Consider the following 19,662-nt stretch of genomic DNA (forward strand, 5'->3'; position numbering starts at 1 on the left):
CTTCCGAATGACAACCGATGCGTGCTCAACTTTAGAGGGTAGTGTCACAATACTGTTACGTTCGCGATTTGGATATTCGGGGCGCCTAGTGGTTTTACGGGGTTGGAACGCAACCGGAGGATAGTGACGGCAGGGACATCCGCTTCGTGCGGCGGAACCGTGCAATGAACGTGACAGGAAGTAATCATGCTCCGATTCGTCCAGAACCTTCGTATCGGCATCAAGTTAGCCATCACCGCGGGCCTCAGCATCCTGCTGATCGGCCTGATGATTTATAATCAACACAGTGGCGGGTCCGCGGTCGCGGACGGCTTTAAGACCGCGCTGCGTCAACAGGCCGCGGCGCGCATTGCCGCAGACCTGGCGGCGAAGATCGGATCGATGCAGGTCAGCTTCCGCGATACGCTGGTGGCGAACTCGACGCAGCAACTCGAGGCCGCAGCCGACAGCTACAAGGCCAACCTGGCCGGTGCGATGGGCTATCTTGAGGAGCTGGCCAGGGTCGCCAAGCTGAAGGAGAACGTCGAGCGCATGGACAAGATCCGCGCCGATGTCACCACCTTGACTAATGGCCGGCTTGAGATCGCCAAGATGCGCGAACAGATGCTGGCTCTGGAAGCGAAGAAGACGACCGCTGGCAACACCGCGGACATTGATGCTCAGATCGCCAAGATCGCCGCGCAAGGCGACAAGTTCCGGCATGAAGTGACGCTGCCAGTGATCACCAGTCTCGATGCGCTGACCTCGGCGATCGTCGAAAGCGGCAAGCTCACCAGCCAGCAGTCGATTGCCGCTGCTGAAGCGCGCTTCGTTGAAGTGGAAAGGATGGGGCTGATCGTCGGCGGCATCGCGGCGCTGCTGCTGATCGGCACCTGCGTGTTCTCGATCGTCTCCATTGCCAAGCCGGTGCAGGCGCTGGCGCGCTCGATGCTGGAACTGGCCGACGGCAATTTCGACGTGGTGCTGCCGGGGCTGGGCCGCAAGGACGAAATCGGCGAAGTGGCCGACGCGGTCGAGCGCTTCAAGGTCAAGGCGCAGCAAAAGGCTGCCGCTGAAGCCGAGGCGCAGCGCGAGCAGGAGGCCAAGGCCGCCGAGATGCGCAAGTCCGAGATGCATCGTCTCGCCAGCTCGTTCGAAGCTGCGGTCGGCGAAATCGTGCACACCGTCTCGACGGCTTCGACCGAACTCGAAGCCTCGGCCAACACCCTGACCATGACCTCGCAGCGCTCGCAGGAGCGGACCGCCACGGTGGCCGCGGCCTCCGAGGAAGCCTCGACCAATGTGCAGTCGGTGGCGTCGGCGACCGAGGAAATGTCGTCCTCGATCGGCGAGATCAGCCGCCAGGTGCAGGAGTCGGCGCGGATCGCCAGCGAAGCGGTGGAGCAGGCCCGGCACACCAATGCCAGCGTCGGCGAATTGTCGCAGGCGGCGAGCCGGATCGGCGACGTGGTCGAACTGATCAACACCATCGCCGGCCAGACCAATCTGCTGGCACTGAACGCCACCATCGAAGCGGCGCGCGCTGGCGATGCCGGCCGCGGCTTCGCGGTGGTCGCCTCCGAAGTGAAAGCTTTGGCCGAGCAGACCGCGAAGGCCACTGGCGAGATCAGCCAGCAGATCGTCGGCATCCAGGCCGCCACCAACGACTCGGTGCAGGCGATCCGCAAGATCGGCGAAACCATCAGCCGGATGTCGGAAATCTCCTCGACCATCGCCTCGGCGGTCGAACAGCAGGGCGCTGCCACGCAGGAAATCTCCCGCAATGTGCAGCAGGCCGCGTCCGGCACCCAGCAGGTGTCCTCGAACATCATCGAGGTGCAGCACGGCGTCTCCGAGACCGGCTCGGCCTCCTCGCAGGTGCTGTCGGCGGCGCAGTCGCTGTCGCAGGACAGCAACCGGCTCAAGGACGAGGTGATGCGTTTCCTGGAGACCGTGCGCGCCGCCTAAATCGCGACGCCCATTACTCGGCAACGGCCCGCCCACTCGGCGGGCCGTTGTCGTTTGGGGGCGGTCGCCGCACGATCTAGGAAAATATACCTTGACAGCGTGACGCTGCCTGGGTAATGTCCGGGCATGCTCCACAATTGGGTCCGGCGCCGGAGCAGCCGCTCGCAAGCCGGAACATCATTTTCGCAGCCGCGTTGCTAGTTTGGCCGCCACGCCCAGGTGCGGCGCATGCCAGCAATGGAGGCCGCGATGGCAATCAAGCGCAACCAGCAGATCATCGAAACGCAGGCCGAAGCCCGCCAGGGCGAGCGCGGCCCGTCTGTGCTGGCGCTGCTCACCGCATCGCTGGCCTTGGCCGTGCTGCTGATGGCGCTGGTGTGGGTGGTGATGTTCCGGAGTTGAGCCGACACCGCCCGCGTTCCGCGACAGGGGTTTTGCTGCGACATGAAGACAACCCGTGCCACCTCGTCGGCCAAGACGCCGACGGGGCGAACAACCGTGGCTGCGCGCAAGCGGGCCGCCAAAACTTCTGCTGCCAAAGCCTCTGCAGCCAAAACCTCCGCGACGGCTAAGACCGCCAAGACCGCGCGCGCCACCAGCACGCGCAAGGCAGCCAAGCCGCCGGTTGTCGAGAGGGAGGAAGCGGCCGGCTCGCTGATCGAGCGGGTTGAGCGCGCGGTCGAGCGCGAAATCGCGCAGATCGAAGCCATGGTCGGCGGCGCCGACGAATTGACTGAGCCGCGCAGCGACGCCGAACGGCGCGCGCGCACGCTCGCCAGCCTGACGCGCACGCTGCTCGAATTGCGGCGGCTGCGCGCCGACGATGATGTGCAGAGAACGGCCGATGACGACGCCATCCCCCGCGACCTTGACGAGCTGCGCCGCGCGCTTTCGCGACGATTGGACCAGCTGGTCGACGGCGCAGCGCCGCTTTCTGCTGCAGGGGATGAGTGAGGCCGAACTCGGCTTTCTCGCCGCGCAATGGGAGGTGTTTGCCCATGATCATCAGCGGCCGCCGCTGCTGGCGGCCAACGGCCAGCCCTGGCTGAGCTGGCTGCTGATCGGTGGTCGCGGGGCCGGCAAGACCCGCGCCGGCGCCGAATGGGTGCGGGCGCAGGCGCTCGGCCTGCCGCCCTTTGCCGATCGCGCGGTGGCGCGGATCGCGCTGGTCGGCGAGACCGAGCACGATGTTCGCGAAGTGATGATCGAAGGCGTGTCCGGGCTGCTCGCGGTGCATCCGCGCCAGCAGCGGCCAAGCTGGCAGCCATCGCGCAAACGGCTGCAATGGCCAAACGGCGCGGTGGCGCAGGCGTTTTCTGCTGATGATCCAGAAAGCTTGCGCGGGCCGCAATTCGGCTGCGCCTGGTCCGATGAACTGGCGAAGTGGCGCTATGCGGAAGCGGCATTCGACATGCTGCAATTCGGTTTGCGGCTCGGCGCGCAGCCGCGGCAATTGATCACCACCACGCCGCGGCCGATCGCGCTGTTGAAGCGCTTGATGGCGGCGCCGTCGAGCGCGGTGACGCGGGCGCCGACCCGCGCCAACGCCTTCAATCTCGCGCCCGGATTTCTGCAGAGCGTGATGGCGCGTTACCACGGCACGCGGCTTGGCCGTCAGGAGCTTGAGGGCGAGATCATCGAGGATCGCCCCGATGCGCTGTGGTCGCGCGCGTTGCTGGAGCAATGCCGGGTGGCGGCGCCGCCGCGCGATCTGCAACGCATCGTGGTCGCGGTCGATCCGCCGGCGTCATCGAATGCCCGCGCCGATGCTTGCGGCATTGTCGCTGCCGGGCTGGCCGGCAATGGGGTGGTTCATGTGCTGGCAGACGATAGCATCGCCGGCGCGACACCGACGGCGTGGGCGACGCGCGCCATTGCGCTGTGGCGCAAGCTCGGCGCTGACGCGCTGGTCGCCGAAGTCAATCAGGGCGGCGAGATGGTGCGCACTGTGATCCAACAGATCGACGCCGCGGTGCCGGTGAAAACCGTTCATGCGTCACGCGGCAAATGGCTGCGCGCCGAGCCGGTGGCGGCGCTGTACGAGCAGGGCCGGGTGCACCACGCCGGCTGTTTTCCGGCGCTGGAAGATGAGATGTGCGACTTCGGCATCAATGGTCTGTCGAGCGGTCGTTCGCCGGACCGGCTCGATGCGCTGGTGTGGGCGGTGAGCACACTGGCGCTCGGCCGCAGCGGCGGGCCGCGGGTGCGCTCGCTGTAACCGCCACGGGTTGCGCTGCTTTGCTGACACACGATTGCTTGCTTGGGGAAGGCCGATGTTTGATCGCCTGAAATCGCTGCTTGCTGCGCCCGAACTCAAAGCCTCGCGCACCGCGCATTTGCTGGCGGTGGAGCGCGGCGGCATCGCGCGCTGGACGCCGCGTGATTACAGCGCGCTGGCGCGCGAGGGTTATCTCGGCAATGCCATTGTGCATCGCTGCGTTCGCTTGATCGCGGAAAACGCCGCGGCGTGCCGCTATCTGGTCTATGACGGCGCGCGCGAGCGGGACGGCCATCCACTCTTGCAATTGCTGACTCATCCCAATGCCCGCCAGGACGGCGCCACTTTTCTGGAAACGCTGGTGGCGCATCTGCTGCTGGCTGGCAATGGCTATGTCGAAGCGGTGACGCTCGATGGCGTGGTGCGCGAGCTTTATGCGCTGCGCCCGGACCGCATCAAGCTGATCCCCGGCGCCGATGGCTGGGCCGAGGCTTATGAGTATAGCGTCGGCGGCCGCAGCGTGCGCTTTGATCAGCACGCTTCGCCCTTGCCGCCGATCCTGCATCTGACGCTATTTCATCCGCTCGATGATCATTATGGGCTGGCGCCGCTGGAAGCCGCGGCGACGGCGGTTGATACCCACAACGCCGCCGCGCGCTGGAACAAGGCGCTGCTCGACAATGCCGCGCGGCCGTCCGGCGCGCTGGTCTATGTCGGCCCGGAAGGCTCGGTGTTGTCGGAGCCACAATTCGAGCGGCTGAAGCGTGAACTCACCGACACTTATCAAGGCGCGGCCAATGCCGGCCGGCCGCTGCTGCTGGAAGGCGGGCTCGACTGGAAGGCGATGGCCTGGACGCCAAAAGACATGGATTTTCTCGAAGCCAAGCACGCCGCGGCGCGCGAAATCGCACTGGCTTTTGGTGTGCCGCCGATGCTGCTCGGCATTCCCGGCGACAACACCTTTGCCAATTATCAGGAAGCCAACCGCAGCTTCTGGCGCCAGACCGTGCTGCCGCTCGCTGGCCGGGTCGGCAACGCGCTCGCGCAATGGCTGGCGCCGCTGCATGGCGACGGACTGCGGCTTGAGATCGACACCGACCGCATCGAAGCGCTGAGCGGCGATCGCGCCGCGCTGTGGCAGCGCGTGGCTGATGCGCAGTTCCTGACCGTCAACGAAAAGCGCGAGGCAGTGGGCTACGGCCCGCTGCCCGATGGCGACCGGCTCGGCTGAGCCGCGCCGGACTGCGGCGCGCCATCTGTAGCGTTAGGCTCGCGAGGCGCCGCATGTCCGACCTGATCGACACATTTTCGGCGCGCGGCGATCTCGCCCATCTGGCGCTGCTGTGCTGGGCGCTCGCGGCCAGCGGCGCGCTGTGGTTCACGCTGCGCGAGCTGACTGCGGCCTGGCGCCGCTTCGATGATTTTGTGCGCGAACTGCAATCCTTCAACCGCCGCTGCGATCGCAGGCTCGGCCGCGCGCCGCGCCTTGATCCGGATCGCGACAGCTAACGGAGCCCGACATGGACACGTTGCACAGCATGCTCAGCCATCTTCGCAGCGAAGCCAAGGCGACGCCAAAACCGATCACGGTGTTTCGCGAATTTCTGGCGCATCTCGACCAGATGCAGCGCGCCGCATCGCCAGTGCGCCATGGCTCTCCGCGACCGCATCTGCGCAAGCGCGCGGCCAAGCGGCCGAAGTAATACCAACAGATTGTATCAATGACCGTCATACCCGCGCTTGTCGCGGGTATCCACGTCTTAAGCAGCGGTGCAGCATCCAAGACGTAGATGGCCGGGACGAGCCCGGCCATGACGCGCGGAGTGGTTGGTATCAATCGCCGTTTCTTTGACGCCATCGCCACCTGCTGCGCGCTGGCCGCCCGCCGCTGATCTCATCACATCTCAATTTGATTGCGAGGCCGCTGATGCACGCCCCGTTGCTTCCGCCTGCGTCGAAGTCCATGCGGCTGTCGCTCAGCCCTGATGGCACGATCGAGGGCTATGCCAGCCTGTTCGGCGCCATCGATCAGGCGCGCGACATGGTGATGCCGGGCGCGTTCGCCGCGACATTGCAGCAGCGCGGCCTGCGCAAAATCCCGATGCTGTTTCAGCACGATCCCGCCGAGCCGGTCGGGGTGTGGCTGGAGCTGCACGAAGACTGGCGCGGTCTGTTCGCGCGCGGCCGGTTGATCCCCGATGTGCAGCGCGCCCGCGAAGTGCTGGCGTTGCTGCGCGGCGGCGCGATTGACGGCTTGTCGATCGGCTATCGCACGGTGCGCGGCCGGATCGATCCGAAAACCCGGGTGCGCAAACTGCTTCAGGTCGATCTCTGGGAAATCTCGATCGTCACCTTTCCGCTGCTGCAGGGCGCCCGCGTCAATGCGGTCAAGACCACGGCGCGCTCGCCGCAGCGCGCCGCGGCGGAAGCGGCATGGCGCCGCGTCAGCTCGGCCGCATCGACCGGTTCGCGGGATGCCGCGGATGCCCCGGCGCCACCCGCGCGTCGAACTAGCCCGATCACCCCAATCGCCGGCCGCGCAGCACGCAAACAGGCGCTGGCGGGCGTGAGCCGCCAGAGTTGAGCCGTTTTTCCTTTCCCGCTGAGCAGCGTGAGGAAAGCCGCAAGGCCTTCACTGATCACTTTCAACAAGCGATGCAACGGAGTCTGCTGATGCCCACCTTCGACCACGCTCCCGAGACCAAGGCCGGCATCGCCGGCGACGATGCGCAGCAGGTATTCGACGCCTTGATGCGCGCGTTCGAGGACTACAAAACCGAGAACGACACGCGGCTGAAGGCGATCGAGGCTGGCAAGGGCGACGTGCTGCTGGAAGAAAAGGTCGACCGCATCAATGACGCGCTCGATGCCCAGCAGCGTCGGCTCGATGCCATCGTGCTGCGTCAGGCCCGCCCGGCGCTGGAGCTGCGCGGCCGCACGGGTGGCGACAGCGCGCGGCTCGAGCACAAGAGCGCGTTCGAGGCCTATGTGCGCAGCGGCGATGCCGGCAATCTGCGTAACTTGGAAACCAAGGCGCTGTCGGTCGGCTCCAATCCCGATGGCGGCTATTTGGTGCCGCCCGAGCTTGAACACACCATCGGTGAACGGCTGGCGGCGATTTCGCCGATCCGCTCGATCGCCGCAGTGCGCGAGATTTCCAGCAGCGTTTACAAAAAGCCGTTCATGACCGCGGGCCCGGCGACCGGCTGGGTCGGCGAGACCGATGGCCGGCCGCAAACCGCATCACCGACGCTGGATGCGCTGTCGTTTCCGGCGATGGAGCTTTATGCCATGCCGGCGGCGACCGCGACGCTGCTCGATGATGCCGCGGTCAATATCGACGACTGGATCGCCTCCGAAGTCGAGCTGGTGTTCGCGGTGCAGGAGGGCGCCGCGTTCGTTAATGGCGACGGCGTCAACAAGCCGAAGGGCTTTGTCAGCTATCCGGCGGTGGCCAACGGATCGTGGAGCTGGGGCAATCTCGGCTATGTCGCGTCCGGCAATGCCGGCGCGTTTGCGGCCAGCAATGCTTCGGACGTGTTGGTCGATCTGATCTATGCGCTGAAAGCCGGCTATCGCCAGAACGCCAGCTTTGTGATGAACCGCAAAACCCAGGCGGCGATCCGCAAGTTCAAGGATTCGACCGGCGCCTATCTGTGGCAGCCGCCGGCGCAGGCCGGTGGCCGTGCCACGCTGATGACCTTTCCGCTGGTCGAGGCCGAGGACATGCCGGACATCGCCGCGAATTCATTGTCGATCGCGTTCGGCGATTTCCGCCGCGGCTATCTGATCGTCGACCGCCAGGGCGTGCGTGTGCTGCGCGATCCTTATTCCGCCAAGCCCTACGTGCTGTTCTACACCACCAAGCGGGTTGGCGGCGGCGTGCAGGATTTCGACGCCATCAAGCTGCTGAAATTCGCGGCGAGCTGAGAGAGGGGCGGGCGATGCGTCGGGTGGGTTGCGCGCACAGCGCCGCAGCCCACCTGGCTGCGTGCTCTCGATCAGCAATAGCCGTAGATGCCGCAAGCATAGGGCAGCCGGCCGTAGATATCGATCAGCGAGGAGCCGTAGTAGTTGCTGTACATGAAGGAGTTCGGCCGGCCGTAATAGCCGGGCAGCGACAGCACCGGAAATTGTCCCGGCGTGTAGGATCGTTCCTGAACCACCACCACGGTCTCGGGCTCGGCAAAGATCTTGCCGATCTTGCTGCGCACCGGCAGGTCCGCGGCGCGCGCCGGCAGCGCCAGCAGCACAAGTGACAATGCGATCAGCAGGCGCGACATTGCAAAAACTCCGGATGTTCGCCGCACCCTGCCGCAACATGGTTAACAAAGATTAACCATGGCGGCGCGCGCTTACGGCAGCGCCGCGCCAAAGCTGCGCGCGGTGCGCACGATCCAGTCGCGATACAGCGTCAGCGGCGTGACGCCGGTCAGGCCACCGCAGCCAGCGCTGTTGCCGGGGCCGGTTGACCACGACACCACGCCGACCACGCGGAGGTCAGCGCCTTGTTGTTGCAGCACCGGCGCGCCGGAATCGCCGGTGCAGGCGCCGAGTCCGGGGCGATGATTATTGGTCGCCGGATCAACCAGACGGATCTGCAGCCGGCCGGGCTGCGAGGTCGAGATCAGCGCGGCGGCGCGCACCTTGCCGCCGCTGCTGCCATCGCCGCGTACGGTGACGCCGGCGCCGAGCACTAGAAATTCTTGGCCGGGCGCGATCGGCTCAAGCGGCGCTGCGGTGCTGACCACCGGCCGGCCGCGCAGCGGTGCAGCCAGTTGCAGCAGCGCGATATCGGCGGAGGCGCGATGGGCGGCGATGCCGCGCGCATCGTATTGCGGATGCAGCGCCACCCGGCGCAGGTCGCGCAGTTGCGGCTGCGGCTTGGCGTCATAATCGACGATCTTGTAGTCGGCACCTAGCGGCACGCAATGCGCCGCGGTCAGCACCAGATCGGGCGCAATCAGCGCGCCTGAGCAGAAATTGCCGCGCGAGCCGACCACGGTAACGACCGCGCGGCCGATGCCATCCGGCTGCGGCGCGGCGCCGCCGACCAGCGCGTGCGCGGGCGCGGCGGACAATATTGCGAACATGACAGCGAGGCGGCGGATCATGGCGGTGATCAAGCCGCACCGCTCGCCGCTGTCAACCAGCTTTGAACAGCAACGTGACCAACAGGAGCAGGCCATGGCGACCACGCGGCTGCTTGGACCGACGGCGGAGCCGTGCACGGTCGATGAGCTGAAGAGCTATTTGCGGGTGACGCATGACGCCGAGGATGCGCTGATCGCGAGTTTGATCGCGGCGGCGCGCGCCCAGGTCGAGACCACCACCCGGCGCGTGCTGCTCAGCCAGCAATGGCGGCTGACGCTCGATCAATGGCCGGATCAGCGCCGCATCCTGTGCCGGCTCGGACCGCTGCGCGCGGTGCTTGCGGCGCGGGTGTTCGACCATGCCGGCGCGGCGCAGGAGCTCGATGTCACGGGCTTTGTGGTCGATCGCGCAGCGGATCGGATCGTCACCCCGCCGGTGTTGCCGCAGCCCGGCCGCGCCTGCGCCGGCATCGAAATCGATTGCGAGCTTGGCTTTGGCAGCGACCCAGCCAGCGTGCCGGAGCCGCTGCGCCAGGCGGTGCGCAGCTTAGCTGCGCATTGGTATGACCAGCGCGGCGTGATCGCCGAGGGCAGCGCTGCGCCGTTGCCGGCGGGTCTCGCGACGCTGCTCGGCTCAGCGCGCGGACTGTCGCTATGAGCACCGCAACGATTAGTAATCCTGGTCGATTGCGCACCCGGCTAACGCTGCTGCAGCCGGTGGAGAGCGATGACGGCGAGGGCGGCGTGGTGCGCGCGCTGGTGCCGCAGGCGACGCTCTGGGCGGCAGTGACGCCGCTCGCGCTGCGCGATGGCGATGAGGCCGATGCCGACGGCGCCGAGCTGCACTGCAAAATCGTGCTGCGCGGCGGCGTGGCACTGACGCGGCAGCATCAATTCAGCGATGGCACGCGAAGCTATCGCATCCTCGGCTGGCGCGAACTGGCAAATGGCCGCTGGCTCGAGGTTGATGCGCTGCAGCGCCAGGCATGAATTCCGTTCAATTGAGGTGAGGCGATGCTCAGTTCGAGTTCGGCGCTGCGCGCCGCCATTCATCGCGCGCTGCTGCGAGACAGTGCGCTGCTCGCGGTGCTGGGCGGGCCGCGGGTTTATGACGAGCCGCCGCGCGAGCTGACCTTTCCCTATGTCACGCTCGGCGAGGCGCGGCTTACTGATCTGTCGGTCGATGGCGGCCGGATCGAGGAGCATCAGCTCACGCTGCACGCCTGGTCGCGCCATGGCGGTCACAAGGAAGCGCACAGCATCGCCGCGGCGCTGCTGTCGGCGCTCGACGATGCGCCGCTGACGCTGTCCGGCCATCGCCTGGTCAATCTGCGCTTTGCGATTGCCGACATCCGTCGCGACAGCAGCCGCGCCTATCACGCCGTGGTGCGCTTTCGCGCCGTCACTGAACCTGCGGACTAATGGGAGATTGTCATGAGCGCGCAAAAGGGCAAGGACCTGTTGCTGAAGATCAATAGCGGCGCCGGCTATGTCACCGTCGCCGGGCTGCGCAGTCGGCGCATCGCCTTCAATGCCGAGCTGGTTGATATCACCCACGCCGAATCCGTCGATCGCTGGCGCGAATTGCTGGCCGGCGCCGGGGTGCGCCGCGCGGCGCTGTCGGGCCGCGGGCTGTTCAAGGATGCCAGCTCCGACGCGCTGCTGCGCCAGGCATTCTTTGACGGCGCGGTGCTGAACAGTCAGCTGGTCGTGCCGGATTTCGGCACCATCGAAGGTCCGTTCCAGATCGCGAGCCTGGAATTTGCCGGCGAGCATAATGGCGAGGTGACGTTTGAGCTGTCGCTGGAAAGCGCCGGCGCGCTCACCTTCACCGCTGCTTGACGGAGGCGCGCAATGGCCAATCGATATCGCGGCGAGATCGACGCCGAGCTTGGCGGGCGGCGGCGCACGCTGGTGCTGACGCTCGGCGCGCTCGCTGAGCTTGAAGCGGCGTTTGCCGCGCCCGATCTGGTGGCGCTCGCCGAGCGGTTCGGCGCTGGCCGGCTCAAGGCACGTGATCTGATCCGCATCATCGGCTGCGGACTGCGCGGCGCGGGCGAGGCGGTCAGCGACGACGAAGTCGCGGCGATGGCGGTCGAGGGTGGCGCAACCGGCTATGTGCGCATCGCGGCCGCTTTGATCGCCGCGACCTTTGACGATGGCGGCCTGTGATGAGCGCAGCGCAACGCCAGCCGTTCCCCTGGGCGGCGGCGATCGGATTTGGCCTAGGCGTGCTGCGGCTGTCACCAGCCGCGTTCTGGAGCATGACGCCGCGCGAACTCGCCGCCGCGATCCGCGCCCGGCGCGGCGATGCTGGTGCGCCGCTCGATCGTCACACCTTGCAGGCGCTGATGCAGCGTTTTCCCGACCGCAGCGAAGGAGCGCGTGATGAGCGATAGCGACCCCGCCTGGCTCGACCAAGCCGACAGCCTTGATGGCCTGACGCAGCGCACCCGCGAACTGACCAGTGCCGCGAACGGCTTTGCCCACGCCATGAGCGGCGCGTTCGCCAGTTCGGTGAGCGGCGGCAAGCAATTTGATGACGTGCTGAAATCGCTGACGCTGCGCATCTCCAATCTGGCGCTGAAGGCTGCGTTCAAGCCGCTGGAGAACGCGCTGTCTGGCGGGCTGCAAAGCCTGATGTCCGGGCTGATCGGTGGCCTTGGCGGCGCGGTGCAGCCGCAGGCGCAGGGCGGCATCAAACCGTTTGCCAGTGGCGGCGTGATCGGCACGCCGAGCTATTTTCCGATGCTGGGCGGCGGCGTTGGCCTCGCCGGTGAGGCGGGTCCGGAGGCGATCTTGCCGCTGGCGCGCGGCGCCGATGGCCGGCTCGGCGTTGCCAGTCCAGATGGCGGCGCGGTCACCGTCAATATTCAGATCGCGACGCCCGATGCCGACAGTTTCCGCCGCTCCGAAAGCTACCTCACCGGGCAGATCGCCCGCGCGGTGGCGCGCGGCCGGCGCGCGATGTGACCGAGCCTCATTCGCCTCCATCGCCCCCGCGTGGCGGCGATCAGCGTAGCAAGGAACGCCGATGACCGGCTTTCACGACATTCTGTTTCCGCTCGACATCGCGCTGCGCAGCGCCGGCGGTCCGGAGCGGCGCACCGAGATCGTCAGCTTCGGTTCTGGTCGTGAGCAACGCAACGCGCGCTGGGCGCATTCGCGGCGGCGCTATGACGCCGGCTATGGCGTGAAAACCATCGCCGAATTGCAGGCTGTGGTGGCGTTCTTTGAGGAACGCCGCGGTCGGCTCTATGGCTTTCGCTGGCGCGACCGGCTCGATCACGGTTCGGCGCCGGGCGGCGCGCCGCCATCGCCGCACGATCAGCCGATCGGCGTCGGCGACGGCGTCACCGCGAGCTTTGCGCTTTCCAAGAGCTATGGCGCAGCATTCGCGCCCTATCAGCGGCCGATCCGCAAGCCGGTCGCTGGCAGCGTGCGTGTCGCAGTCGCTGGCGATGAACTCGACGGCAACGCCTTCGATTGCGATCCGGTAACCGGCATCGTCACCTTTCACGCCGCCGCCGTGCCGCCGCCAGGCGCCGCGATCACCGCGGGCTTTCTGTTCGATGTGCCGGTGCGGTTCGACACCGATTATCTCGAAGTTGATCTCGCGGCATTCGCGGCCGGCGCCATTCCCAAAATTCCACTGCTGGAAATTGTGCCGTGATGGCGCAAAGCAAAGGAGCTACCGATGCGCAGCGTGCCAGCCGCCTTGCAGGCGAGGCTCGATGCCGGCGTCACCACGCTGGCGCAGTGCTGGGTCATCCGGCGCCGCGACGGCGTGGTGCAGGGCTTTACCGACCACGACCGCGATTTGATAGTGAACGGCGTAGTTTGCCGCGCTGCCAGCGGATTGAGCGCTTCTGAAGCCAGCAGCCGCTTCGATCTGTCGGTGGAGAGCGCCGAGATTTCTGGCGCGTTATCCGACGACACGCTGAGCGAGCACGACCTCGCCGCTGGGCGCTATGACGCCGCGCAGGTGGAAAGCTGGCTGGTCGATTGGAGCGATCCGTCGCTGCTGCTGCTCACCGCGCGCGGCAGTCTTGGCGAGGTGCGGCGCGAGGGCCAGGCGTTCACCGCCGAGCTGCGCGGCCTTGCCGATCTATTGTCGCAAGAGAGCGGGCGGCTCTACACCGCCCATTGCGGCGCCGATCTCGGCGATGGGCGCTGCCGCGTCAATCTGAATGCGGCGTCGTGGCGTGGCAGCGGCGTGGTCACCGCCGCGCTGTCGCCGTCGCTGATCACCGTCAGCGGGCTTGAGAGTTTTGTCGACGGGCTGTTCACCGCCGGGCGGCTGAGCTGGTCGAGCGGCGCCAATATTGGTGCGGCGATCGAGATCAAGCTGCATCGCCGCCGCGCAGCCGAAACGCAATTGACGCTGTGGCAGGCGAGTGCGGCGCTGATCGCGGTCGGCGACCGCTTCGCGATCAGCGCCGGCTGCGACAAGCGCTTTGCCACTTGCCGCGATCGTTTCGGCAATGCCGTCAATTTTCGCGGCTTTCCGCAGATCCCCGGCAATGACTTCGTCATCAGCTATCCCGTGCCGGGCCGGAGCGGCGGCTCCGGGCGCGGCGGTCCGAGCGTTTCCTGAGCGCGCTGGGCCTCGGCTGCATCGCCGGCAACTGCAGGTGGAGGGGCTATGATGAACGCTGCCGTGACACGCGCCGCGCTGCTTGAAGAGGCGCGTAGCTGGATCGGCACGCCCTATCGGCACCAAGCTTCGGTGAAAGGCGTCGGTTGTGATTGCCTTGGCCTGGTGCGCGGCGTGTGGCGCGGCTGTCTTGGCGCTGAGCCGGAATTGCCTCCGCCTTATGCGCCGGATTGGGCTGAGGCGGGCAGCGTCGAGACGCTGCAGCAAGCGGCACTGCGTCACCTGAGGCCGTCTGCGGAATTCGCGGCCGGCGACGTGCTGCTGTTTCGCTATCGCGACGGCTGTCTCGCCAAGCATGTCGCGATCGCCAGCGCGGCCGATCGCATGATCCATGCTCATGACGGCGCCTCGGTGTGCGAGATCGCGATCACGCCCTGGTGGCGGCGGCGCTTGGTTCAGGCCTTTTCCTTTCCGGGAGTGCAATGATGGCGGCGCTGGTATTGTCGGTTGCCGGCGGAGCGGTCGGCGCATTGTTTGGACCGATCGGCGCGATCGCCGGTCGGCTCGCGGGCGCGCTGGTTGGCAATGCCCTCGATCGCTCGCTGTTTGGCGCCGAACGCAGCGTCGAGGGGCCGCGGCTCGCCGATCTCGATGTGATGGCTTCGACCGAAGGCGCGCCGATCGCGCGGGTCTATGGCCGCGCGCGGCTCGCCGGGCAGGTGATCTGGGCAACGGCGCTCGAAGAAGTGGTCACGGTGCAGCGCTCGTCGGGCGGCAAGGGCGGTGGTGGCGGCGGCCAGAGCGTGACCACCACGACCTATAGTTACTTCGCCAATTTCGCGGTGGGGCTGTGCGAGGGCGAGATCGCACAAGTGGGCCGGATCTGGGCCGACGGTCGGCCGCTCGATCGCTCGCAATTCGCCATCCGCGTGCACCGCGGCGGTGAGCAGCAGCAGCCGGACGAACTGATCGTGGCGCGCGAAGGTGCGGCCAATGCACCGGCCTATCGCGGCCTGGCCTATGTGGTGTTCGAACGGATGGCGCTGCAGGATTTCGGCAATCGCATTCCGCAATTGTCGTTCGAAATCATCCGGCCGGTTGGCGCGCTTGAGCGCATGGTGCGCGCGGTGACGCTGATCCCGGGCAGCACCGAATTCGGCTACGCGCCCTCGACGGTAGTGCAGCTGCGCGGCTACGGCAGCTCGGCGCCGGAAAATCGCCATGTCAGCACCGCGGCCTCCGATGTCGAAGCCGCGCTCGATGAGTTGCAGACGCTGTGCCCGAATCTGACGCGGGTTGCGGTGGTGGTGGCGTGGTTCGGCACAGATCTGCGTGCCGGGCAGTGCCGGGTGCGGCCCGGCATCGACAATCTCAGCAAAGTCACCTGGCCGCTGAGCTGGTCGGTCGATGGCGTCAGCCGCACCTTTGCCTATCAGGTGTCGCAGGTTGATGGCCGGCCGGCTTATGGCGGCACGCCATCCGATGACAGCGTGCGGCAATTGATCAGCGAGCTGAAAGCACGCGGCCTGCGCGTGACGCTCTATCCGTTTGTGATGATGGACATCGCGCCCGGCAATGCGCTGCCCGATCCCTGGACCGGCGCGGCGAGCCAGCCGGCTTACCCGTGGCGCGGCCGGATCACTTGCGATCCGGCGCCGGGCCGTCCCGGCTCGCCGCAAGGCAGCGCGGCGGCGGCGAGCCAAGTTGCGGCGTTCTTCACCGGCGGCGATTGGAATTATCGGCGTATGGTGCTGCACTATGCGCGGCTTTCGCGCGATGCCGGCGGCGTCGACGCGCTGCTGATCGGCTCGGAGCTGAAAGCGTTGACGCGGGTGCGCTCCGGCAGCGGCGTTTATCCGGCGGTGTCGGCGCTGGTGTCGCTGGCAGCCGAGGTCAAAGCGATCGTCGGCAGCTCAACCCTGGTCAGCTACGGCGCCGACTGGACCGAATATGGCGCCGATGTCGTCACGCCGGACGCCAGCGAGCTGCGCTTTCCGCTCGATGCGCTGTGGGCGTCACCCGCGATCGACGCGGTCGGCATCGATTACTATGCACCGCTCGCCGATTGGCGCGATGGTGGCGATCATCTCGACGCCGCCGGCAGCGCATCGATCTATGAGCGCGACTATCTCGCCGGCAATCTGCGCGGCGGCGAAGCCTATGACTGGTACTATGCCGATCAGGCCGGCCGCATGGCGCAGCAGCGGCTGCCGATCACCGACGGGCTCGGCAAGCCCTGGCTCTATCGGCCTAAGGATCTGTGGAACTGGTGGGGCAGTGCTCATTATGAGCGTGTCGGCGGCGTCGAGCTGACAACGCCGACCGCGTGGACGCCGATGAGCAAGCCGATCTGGCTCACCGAACTCGGCTGCCCCGCCGTCGACAAAGGCGCCAATCAGCCGAGCGTGTTTCCCGACCCAAAATCCAGCGAGAATTTTGCGCCGCATTTCTCCTCTGGCGAGCGCGACGACCTGATGCAGCGCCGCTATCTCGAGGCGGTGCTCGGCAGTTTCGATCCGGCATTTGGTGCATCCGCTGCGTTCAATCCGCTGTCGCCGCGCTATGGCGGCCGCATGGTCGAGCCAAGCGCGATCTATCTGTGGACCTGGGACGCACGGCCGTTTCCGGCGTTTCCGGCTGCCGAACAAGTTTGGAGCGACGCCGCCAATTGGCAGACCGGGCATTGGCTGACCGGCCGGCTGGGCGGCGCGCCGCTCGATGCGCTGGTCGGTGCGATCCTGGAGGATGCCGGCGTTGATGGCGTCGATGCGTCGAGCCTGCGCGAGCTGTGCGACGGCTATGTGGTCGACCGGCCGATGACGCCGCGCGCCATGATCGAGCCGCTGGCGATGGCATTTGCATTTGATGCCAGCGCGGCTAGCGGCACCTTGCGCTTTCTGCCGCGCGGCGGCTTGCCGAAGGCCGAGTTCGGCGAGCACGATCTGGTGCTGCCCGATAACGGCGCACCTTTGCGGCTGACGCGCGCGCAAGAGAGCGAGCTGCCACGCGAGATGTCGATCGGCTTCAGCGATGCCGATACTGATTATCGCCGAACCGCGGTGCGTTCGCGGCGCCTGGTCGGCGGCGCCAGCCGAATGCTGCACGCTGATCTTGCGGTGATCAGTTCGTCAGAGGCCGCGATCCGGCGCGCCGAGATCACCTTGCAGGATGTGTGGGCCGGACGCGACAGCGCGCAGTTTGCGCTCGGGCGCGCGCATATCGGCCTCGTGCCGGGCGATGTGGTGGCGCTGACGGTGCAGCAGCGCCGTGGTCTTTATGAGATCACCGAGCTGATCGACACCGACTATCGCGTGGTCAAGGCGCGCAGCATTGATCCCAGCGTTTTTGCCGCGCCGTTGCCGGTGCCGCGCCGATTGGCGCCGGACATGCCGGCGGCACTCGGCCCGGCGCAAGTGATTGCACTCGATCTGCCGATGCTCGACAGCGTCGAGCCGGCGACGCTGACGCGGCTGGCGGTGTTTGCTGATCCCTGGCCGGGCGAGATGACGATCTGGACCTCGCCGGATGGTTCGAGCTTTGCACCGGCGGCGGTGGCGCGCGCGCCGTGCACCATCGGCGAGACGCTCGATCCGTTGCCGGCAGGGCCGCTGGCGCTGTGGGATCGCGGCACTTCGTTCCGCGTTCGGTTGTCGAGCGGCACGCTGGCCTCGATCGCGGACGCTCTTGTTTTCGATGGCGGCAACGCCGCGGCGATCGGCACGCCGGCAGGCTGGGAAGTGCTGCAATTCGGTTCAGCCGAGCTGGTCGATCACGACACCTATCGTTTGTCGCGGCTGCTGCGTGGTCAGCTCGGCAGCGAGCAGGCGATGGTGCCGATGCTGCCGGCCGGCGCGCCGCTCGTGCTGCTCGATCGCAATCTGGTGGCGCTGGCGCGAGGACGCGAAGCACTCGGCCGGCCGATAGCGGTGCGGGTTGCCGCCACGGGCCGAAGCCATGACGACGTGATGGCGTCAGCGCTGACCGTCACGCCAGGGCCAACCGCACTGCGGCCGCTGGCACCGGCGCATCTGAGGGCGCAGCGGACCGGCGCCGGCGTGCAGCTGTCGTGGATACGGCGCAGCCGGGTCGATGCCGATAGCTGGAGCGGCGAAGTGCCGCTCGGCGAAGACAGCGAAGCCTATCTGCTGGAAATCCTGGCCGGCAGCACCGTAGTGCGCAGCATCAGCTGCACCGCGCCGCAAGCTCTGTACCCGGCGGCGCAGGAAGTCGCCGATTTCGGCGGGCCGCAGACGCAATTGCAGGTGCGGGTCGCGCAGCTGTCGGCGGCAGTCGGCGCCGGCTTCGCTACCACGCGGCTGCTGACGCTGTGATCTCTCTTGCCATGTGAGGCTGTTGATGACCGACACCGCCAATCTCGCTTTGCCGCTGATCGAAGCAGGCCAAGCGCAAAAGCATGTCACCCATAATGAAGCGCTGCGCATTCTCGATGCCGCGATTCAGATCGCAGTGCGCGACCGCAATCGCAGCGCGCCGCCGGCCGCGCCATCGGATGGTGATCGTCATATCGTCGGCACCGGCGCCAGCGGCGCCTGGAGCGGCAAAGACAATGCCGTCGCCACGTTTCAGAACAACGCCTGGGCGTTCTTGCAGCCGCGCGCGGGCTGGTGCGTGTGGTCGATCGCCGATGAAGCGATGATCGTGTTCGACGGCACGCAATGGCGCGATGTTCGCACCCTCGCGCTCGACAATCTCGTTCGGCTCGGAGTCAACACCAGCGCCGATTCCTGGAACAAGCTGTGCGCGAAATCGAACGCGGTGCTGTTCGCCGCGATCGATCCTGGCAGCGGTGGCAGCGGCGACGTGCGGCTGCAACTCTCCAAACAGAACACCGGCAACACCGCGTCGGTGCTGTTTGCCAATAATTATTCCGGTCGGGCGGAATTCGGCCTCGCCGGGGATGATGATTTTCGCTTCAAGGTCTCGCCCGATGGCGCGACTTGGATCGAAGCCTTGGTGATCGAACGCAGCAGCGGCCGGCTGCGCTTTCCGGTGAATGGCGGGCCGCGCGAAGTGCTGAGCGCCGATCGCAGCTATTTTGTGCGCCCCGACGGCAATGACGGCAATTCTGGGCTGGTCAACAATGCTGCTGGCGCGTTCCGCACCGTGCAGCGCGCCATCGATGTGGTGTGGGGCTCGCTCGATCTCGCCCGCTTCAACGTCACCATTCAGCTCGCCGCGGGTAGCTATAGCGGTGGCGTGCAGGTGTCCGGCTTCCTGCCCGGGCGCGGCACGGTCACGATCCGCGGCGACACCGCCGCGCCCGGCAATGTCACGCTCGCGGTCGCTGGCGCTCATGCCATTGCGGTCAGTCACGGCGCGGTGCTGGCGCTGGCCGGGCTGAAACTTAGCACCACCGGCAGCGGCGCTGGTGTCGCGGCTTTGACCGGCGGCGTGGTGACGCTGAGCGGCGCCATGGAGTTCGGTGCGGTCGCAGGGCCTGCGCATCTTCATGCCGATAGCGGCGGCAAGATCATCGCCGCCGTGAACTACACGATCAGCGGTGCGGCGGCCGCCCATGCCGCGGCCATCAACACCGGCATGGTGCAGGTGACGGGCGGCACGCTGACGCTGGCCGGCACCCCGGCCTTTACGAATTTTGCAGCCGCGAGTTTGCTCGGCCTAGTGCAGATCAGCGGCGTCAGCTTCGCCGGTTCGGGCGCGACCGGCGTGCGTTATCGCGCATCGGGCAATGGCGTCGTCAATTGCAACGGCGGCGGCGCCAATTATCTGCCGGGCAACGCGGCGGGCACCACCGCGACCGGCGGCCAATATCTCTGAGCCGCCGC

The 19,662-nt window shown here is 66.9% G+C and carries 23 protein-coding genes; 21 read left to right on the top strand and 2 right to left on the bottom strand.

Going from position 1 to position 19,662, the window contains the following annotated elements; all coding sequences use genetic code 11:
* Positions 1-186: 186 nt before the first annotated feature.
* The 9 genes from BJ122_RS02460 (at position 187) to BJ122_RS02495 (ending at position 8,095) form a co-directional block, all read left to right on the top strand.
* Positions 187-1,947, top strand: coding sequence for a methyl-accepting chemotaxis protein (locus BJ122_RS02460; RefSeq protein WP_110779578.1), 1,761 nt, complete (start codon positions 187-189; stop codon positions 1,945-1,947).
* A gap of 249 nt (positions 1,948-2,196) precedes the next feature.
* A complete protein-coding gene (locus tag BJ122_RS19130; RefSeq protein WP_181418853.1) occupies positions 2,197-2,349 on the top strand; it encodes a hypothetical protein in 153 nt (50 codons plus the stop codon).
* 96 nt (positions 2,350-2,445) lie between these two features.
* A complete protein-coding gene (locus BJ122_RS02465) occupies positions 2,446-2,901 on the top strand; it encodes a hypothetical protein (RefSeq protein ID WP_245407580.1) in 456 nt (151 codons plus the stop codon).
* Complete coding sequence (locus tag BJ122_RS02470; protein WP_110779580.1) at positions 2,894-4,165, top strand: DNA-packaging protein; 1,272 nt, start codon at positions 2,894-2,896, stop codon at positions 4,163-4,165. Before BJ122_RS02465 ends, BJ122_RS02470 begins: the two co-directional genes overlap by 8 nt.
* A gap of 55 nt (positions 4,166-4,220) precedes the next feature.
* On the top strand, positions 4,221-5,396 hold the full coding sequence (locus tag BJ122_RS02475; RefSeq protein ID WP_110779581.1) for a phage portal protein: 1,176 nt from the start codon (positions 4,221-4,223) through the stop codon (positions 5,394-5,396).
* 53 nt (positions 5,397-5,449) lie between these two features.
* Entirely contained in the window at positions 5,450-5,674 is a 225-nt protein-coding gene (locus tag BJ122_RS02480; RefSeq protein ID WP_110779582.1) for a hypothetical protein, read from the top strand.
* A gap of 11 nt (positions 5,675-5,685) precedes the next feature.
* Entirely contained in the window at positions 5,686-5,868 is a 183-nt protein-coding gene (locus BJ122_RS02485; RefSeq protein ID WP_110779583.1) for a hypothetical protein, read from the top strand.
* Positions 5,869-6,092: 224 nt separating this feature from the next.
* On the top strand, positions 6,093-6,749 hold the full coding sequence (locus BJ122_RS02490; protein ID WP_110779584.1) for an HK97 family phage prohead protease: 657 nt from the start codon (positions 6,093-6,095) through the stop codon (positions 6,747-6,749).
* An 89-nt stretch (positions 6,750-6,838) separates the two neighbouring features.
* Positions 6,839-8,095, top strand: a complete 1,257-nt coding sequence (locus tag BJ122_RS02495) for a phage major capsid protein (RefSeq protein WP_037269025.1) — start codon at positions 6,839-6,841, stop codon at positions 8,093-8,095.
* Positions 8,096-8,166: 71 nt separating this feature from the next.
* On the opposite strand, the gene BJ122_RS02500 is transcribed toward BJ122_RS02495, so the two are convergent.
* Positions 8,167-8,448, bottom strand: a complete 282-nt coding sequence (locus BJ122_RS02500; RefSeq protein ID WP_110779585.1) for a hypothetical protein — start codon at positions 8,446-8,448, stop codon at positions 8,167-8,169.
* 72 nt (positions 8,449-8,520) lie between these two features.
* A complete protein-coding gene (locus tag BJ122_RS02505; RefSeq protein ID WP_110779586.1) occupies positions 8,521-9,279 on the bottom strand; it encodes a S1 family peptidase in 759 nt (252 codons plus the stop codon).
* Between BJ122_RS02505 and BJ122_RS02510 the strand changes: the two genes are divergently transcribed.
* The 12 genes from BJ122_RS02510 to BJ122_RS02565 all read left to right on the top strand — a co-directional run bounded on the left by BJ122_RS02510 (position 9,278) and on the right by BJ122_RS02565 (position 19,654).
* Positions 9,278-9,916 (top strand): head-tail connector protein, encoded by a 639-nt coding sequence (locus BJ122_RS02510; protein WP_347337797.1) that lies wholly within the window; start codon positions 9,278-9,280, stop codon positions 9,914-9,916. The two genes, BJ122_RS02505 and BJ122_RS02510, sit on opposite strands and share 2 nt — an antisense overlap.
* On the top strand, positions 9,913-10,248 hold the full coding sequence (locus BJ122_RS02515; protein ID WP_347337798.1) for a head-tail adaptor protein: 336 nt from the start codon (positions 9,913-9,915) through the stop codon (positions 10,246-10,248). Before BJ122_RS02510 ends, BJ122_RS02515 begins: the two co-directional genes overlap by 4 nt.
* 24 nt (positions 10,249-10,272) lie before the next feature.
* On the top strand, positions 10,273-10,680 hold the full coding sequence (locus BJ122_RS02520) for a DUF3168 domain-containing protein (RefSeq protein WP_110779587.1): 408 nt from the start codon (positions 10,273-10,275) through the stop codon (positions 10,678-10,680).
* A gap of 12 nt (positions 10,681-10,692) precedes the next feature.
* The gene (locus BJ122_RS02525) at positions 10,693-11,100 is read left to right on the top strand and encodes a phage major tail protein, TP901-1 family (protein WP_110779588.1); all 408 of its coding nucleotides are present in this window, start codon (positions 10,693-10,695) and stop codon (positions 11,098-11,100) included.
* A gap of 12 nt (positions 11,101-11,112) precedes the next feature.
* Positions 11,113-11,430 carry a gene transfer agent family protein gene (locus tag BJ122_RS02530; RefSeq protein ID WP_110779589.1) on the top strand — a complete coding sequence of 106 codons (318 nt, stop codon included), beginning with the start codon at positions 11,113-11,115 and terminating at the stop codon, positions 11,428-11,430.
* The gene (locus BJ122_RS02535) at positions 11,430-11,657 is read left to right on the top strand and encodes a rcc01693 family protein (RefSeq protein WP_110779590.1); all 228 of its coding nucleotides are present in this window, start codon (positions 11,430-11,432) and stop codon (positions 11,655-11,657) included. The genes BJ122_RS02530 and BJ122_RS02535 overlap by 1 nt, the downstream gene beginning before the upstream one ends.
* Entirely contained in the window at positions 11,647-12,231 is a 585-nt protein-coding gene (locus BJ122_RS02540; RefSeq protein WP_110779591.1) for a phage tail tape measure protein, read from the top strand. The genes BJ122_RS02535 and BJ122_RS02540 overlap by 11 nt, the downstream gene beginning before the upstream one ends.
* 61 nt (positions 12,232-12,292) lie before the next feature.
* Entirely contained in the window at positions 12,293-12,931 is a 639-nt protein-coding gene (locus tag BJ122_RS02545; protein WP_110779592.1) for a DUF2460 domain-containing protein, read from the top strand.
* 24 nt (positions 12,932-12,955) lie between these two features.
* A complete protein-coding gene (locus BJ122_RS02550) occupies positions 12,956-13,855 on the top strand; it encodes a DUF2163 domain-containing protein (protein ID WP_110779593.1) in 900 nt (299 codons plus the stop codon).
* Positions 13,856-13,906: 51 nt separating this feature from the next.
* A complete protein-coding gene (locus tag BJ122_RS02555; RefSeq protein ID WP_110779766.1) occupies positions 13,907-14,341 on the top strand; it encodes an NlpC/P60 family protein in 435 nt (144 codons plus the stop codon).
* Positions 14,341-18,186: a baseplate multidomain protein megatron gene (locus BJ122_RS02560; RefSeq protein WP_110779767.1), complete on the top strand. Its 3,846-nt coding sequence runs from the start codon at positions 14,341-14,343 to the stop codon at positions 18,184-18,186. The genes BJ122_RS02555 and BJ122_RS02560 overlap by 1 nt, the downstream gene beginning before the upstream one ends.
* A 25-nt stretch (positions 18,187-18,211) precedes the next feature.
* The gene (locus tag BJ122_RS02565) at positions 18,212-19,654 is read left to right on the top strand and encodes a DUF2793 domain-containing protein (protein ID WP_110779594.1); all 1,443 of its coding nucleotides are present in this window, start codon (positions 18,212-18,214) and stop codon (positions 19,652-19,654) included.
* The last annotated feature ends 8 nt before the right edge of the window (positions 19,655-19,662 follow it).

The organism is Rhodopseudomonas faecalis (genome assembly GCF_003217325.1).
GTDB lineage: Bacteria > Pseudomonadota > Alphaproteobacteria > Rhizobiales > Xanthobacteraceae > Rhodopseudomonas > Rhodopseudomonas faecalis.

What these genes read in the sequence shown, in the direction of transcription:
- BJ122_RS19130 (WP_181418853.1), top strand. Translation starts at nt 2,197, where the DNA reads ATGGCAATCAAGCGCAACCAGCAGATCATCGAAACGCAGGCCGAAGCC.
- BJ122_RS02470 (WP_110779580.1), top strand. Translation starts at nt 2,894, where the DNA reads ATGAGTGAGGCCGAACTCGGCTTTCTCGCCGCGCAATGGGAGGTGTTT.
- BJ122_RS02485 (WP_110779583.1), top strand. Translation starts at nt 5,686, where the DNA reads ATGGACACGTTGCACAGCATGCTCAGCCATCTTCGCAGCGAAGCCAAG.
- BJ122_RS02565 (WP_110779594.1), top strand. Translation starts at nt 18,212, where the DNA reads ATGACCGACACCGCCAATCTCGCTTTGCCGCTGATCGAAGCAGGCCAA.
- BJ122_RS02550 (WP_110779593.1), top strand. Translation starts at nt 12,956, where the DNA reads ATGCGCAGCGTGCCAGCCGCCTTGCAGGCGAGGCTCGATGCCGGCGTC.
- BJ122_RS02500 (WP_110779585.1), bottom strand. Translation starts at nt 8,448, where the DNA reads ATGTCGCGCCTGCTGATCGCATTGTCACTTGTGCTGCTGGCGCTGCCG.
- BJ122_RS02520 (WP_110779587.1), top strand. Translation starts at nt 10,273, where the DNA reads ATGCTCAGTTCGAGTTCGGCGCTGCGCGCCGCCATTCATCGCGCGCTG.
- BJ122_RS02560 (WP_110779767.1), top strand. Translation starts at nt 14,341, where the DNA reads ATGGCGGCGCTGGTATTGTCGGTTGCCGGCGGAGCGGTCGGCGCATTG.
- BJ122_RS02505 (WP_110779586.1), bottom strand. Translation starts at nt 9,279, where the DNA reads ATGATCCGCCGCCTCGCTGTCATGTTCGCAATATTGTCCGCCGCGCCC.
- BJ122_RS02525 (WP_110779588.1), top strand. Translation starts at nt 10,693, where the DNA reads ATGAGCGCGCAAAAGGGCAAGGACCTGTTGCTGAAGATCAATAGCGGC.
- BJ122_RS02460 (WP_110779578.1), top strand. Translation starts at nt 187, where the DNA reads ATGCTCCGATTCGTCCAGAACCTTCGTATCGGCATCAAGTTAGCCATC.
- BJ122_RS02535 (WP_110779590.1), top strand. Translation starts at nt 11,430, where the DNA reads ATGAGCGCAGCGCAACGCCAGCCGTTCCCCTGGGCGGCGGCGATCGGA.
- BJ122_RS02475 (WP_110779581.1), top strand. Translation starts at nt 4,221, where the DNA reads ATGTTTGATCGCCTGAAATCGCTGCTTGCTGCGCCCGAACTCAAAGCC.
- BJ122_RS02530 (WP_110779589.1), top strand. Translation starts at nt 11,113, where the DNA reads ATGGCCAATCGATATCGCGGCGAGATCGACGCCGAGCTTGGCGGGCGG.
- BJ122_RS02495 (WP_037269025.1), top strand. Translation starts at nt 6,839, where the DNA reads ATGCCCACCTTCGACCACGCTCCCGAGACCAAGGCCGGCATCGCCGGC.
- BJ122_RS02480 (WP_110779582.1), top strand. Translation starts at nt 5,450, where the DNA reads ATGTCCGACCTGATCGACACATTTTCGGCGCGCGGCGATCTCGCCCAT.
- BJ122_RS02545 (WP_110779592.1), top strand. Translation starts at nt 12,293, where the DNA reads ATGACCGGCTTTCACGACATTCTGTTTCCGCTCGACATCGCGCTGCGC.
- BJ122_RS02510 (WP_347337797.1), top strand. Translation starts at nt 9,278, where the DNA reads ATGGCGGTGATCAAGCCGCACCGCTCGCCGCTGTCAACCAGCTTTGAA.
- BJ122_RS02490 (WP_110779584.1), top strand. Translation starts at nt 6,093, where the DNA reads ATGCACGCCCCGTTGCTTCCGCCTGCGTCGAAGTCCATGCGGCTGTCG.
- BJ122_RS02540 (WP_110779591.1), top strand. Translation starts at nt 11,647, where the DNA reads ATGAGCGATAGCGACCCCGCCTGGCTCGACCAAGCCGACAGCCTTGAT.
- BJ122_RS02515 (WP_347337798.1), top strand. Translation starts at nt 9,913, where the DNA reads ATGAGCACCGCAACGATTAGTAATCCTGGTCGATTGCGCACCCGGCTA.
- BJ122_RS02555 (WP_110779766.1), top strand. Translation starts at nt 13,907, where the DNA reads ATGAACGCTGCCGTGACACGCGCCGCGCTGCTTGAAGAGGCGCGTAGC.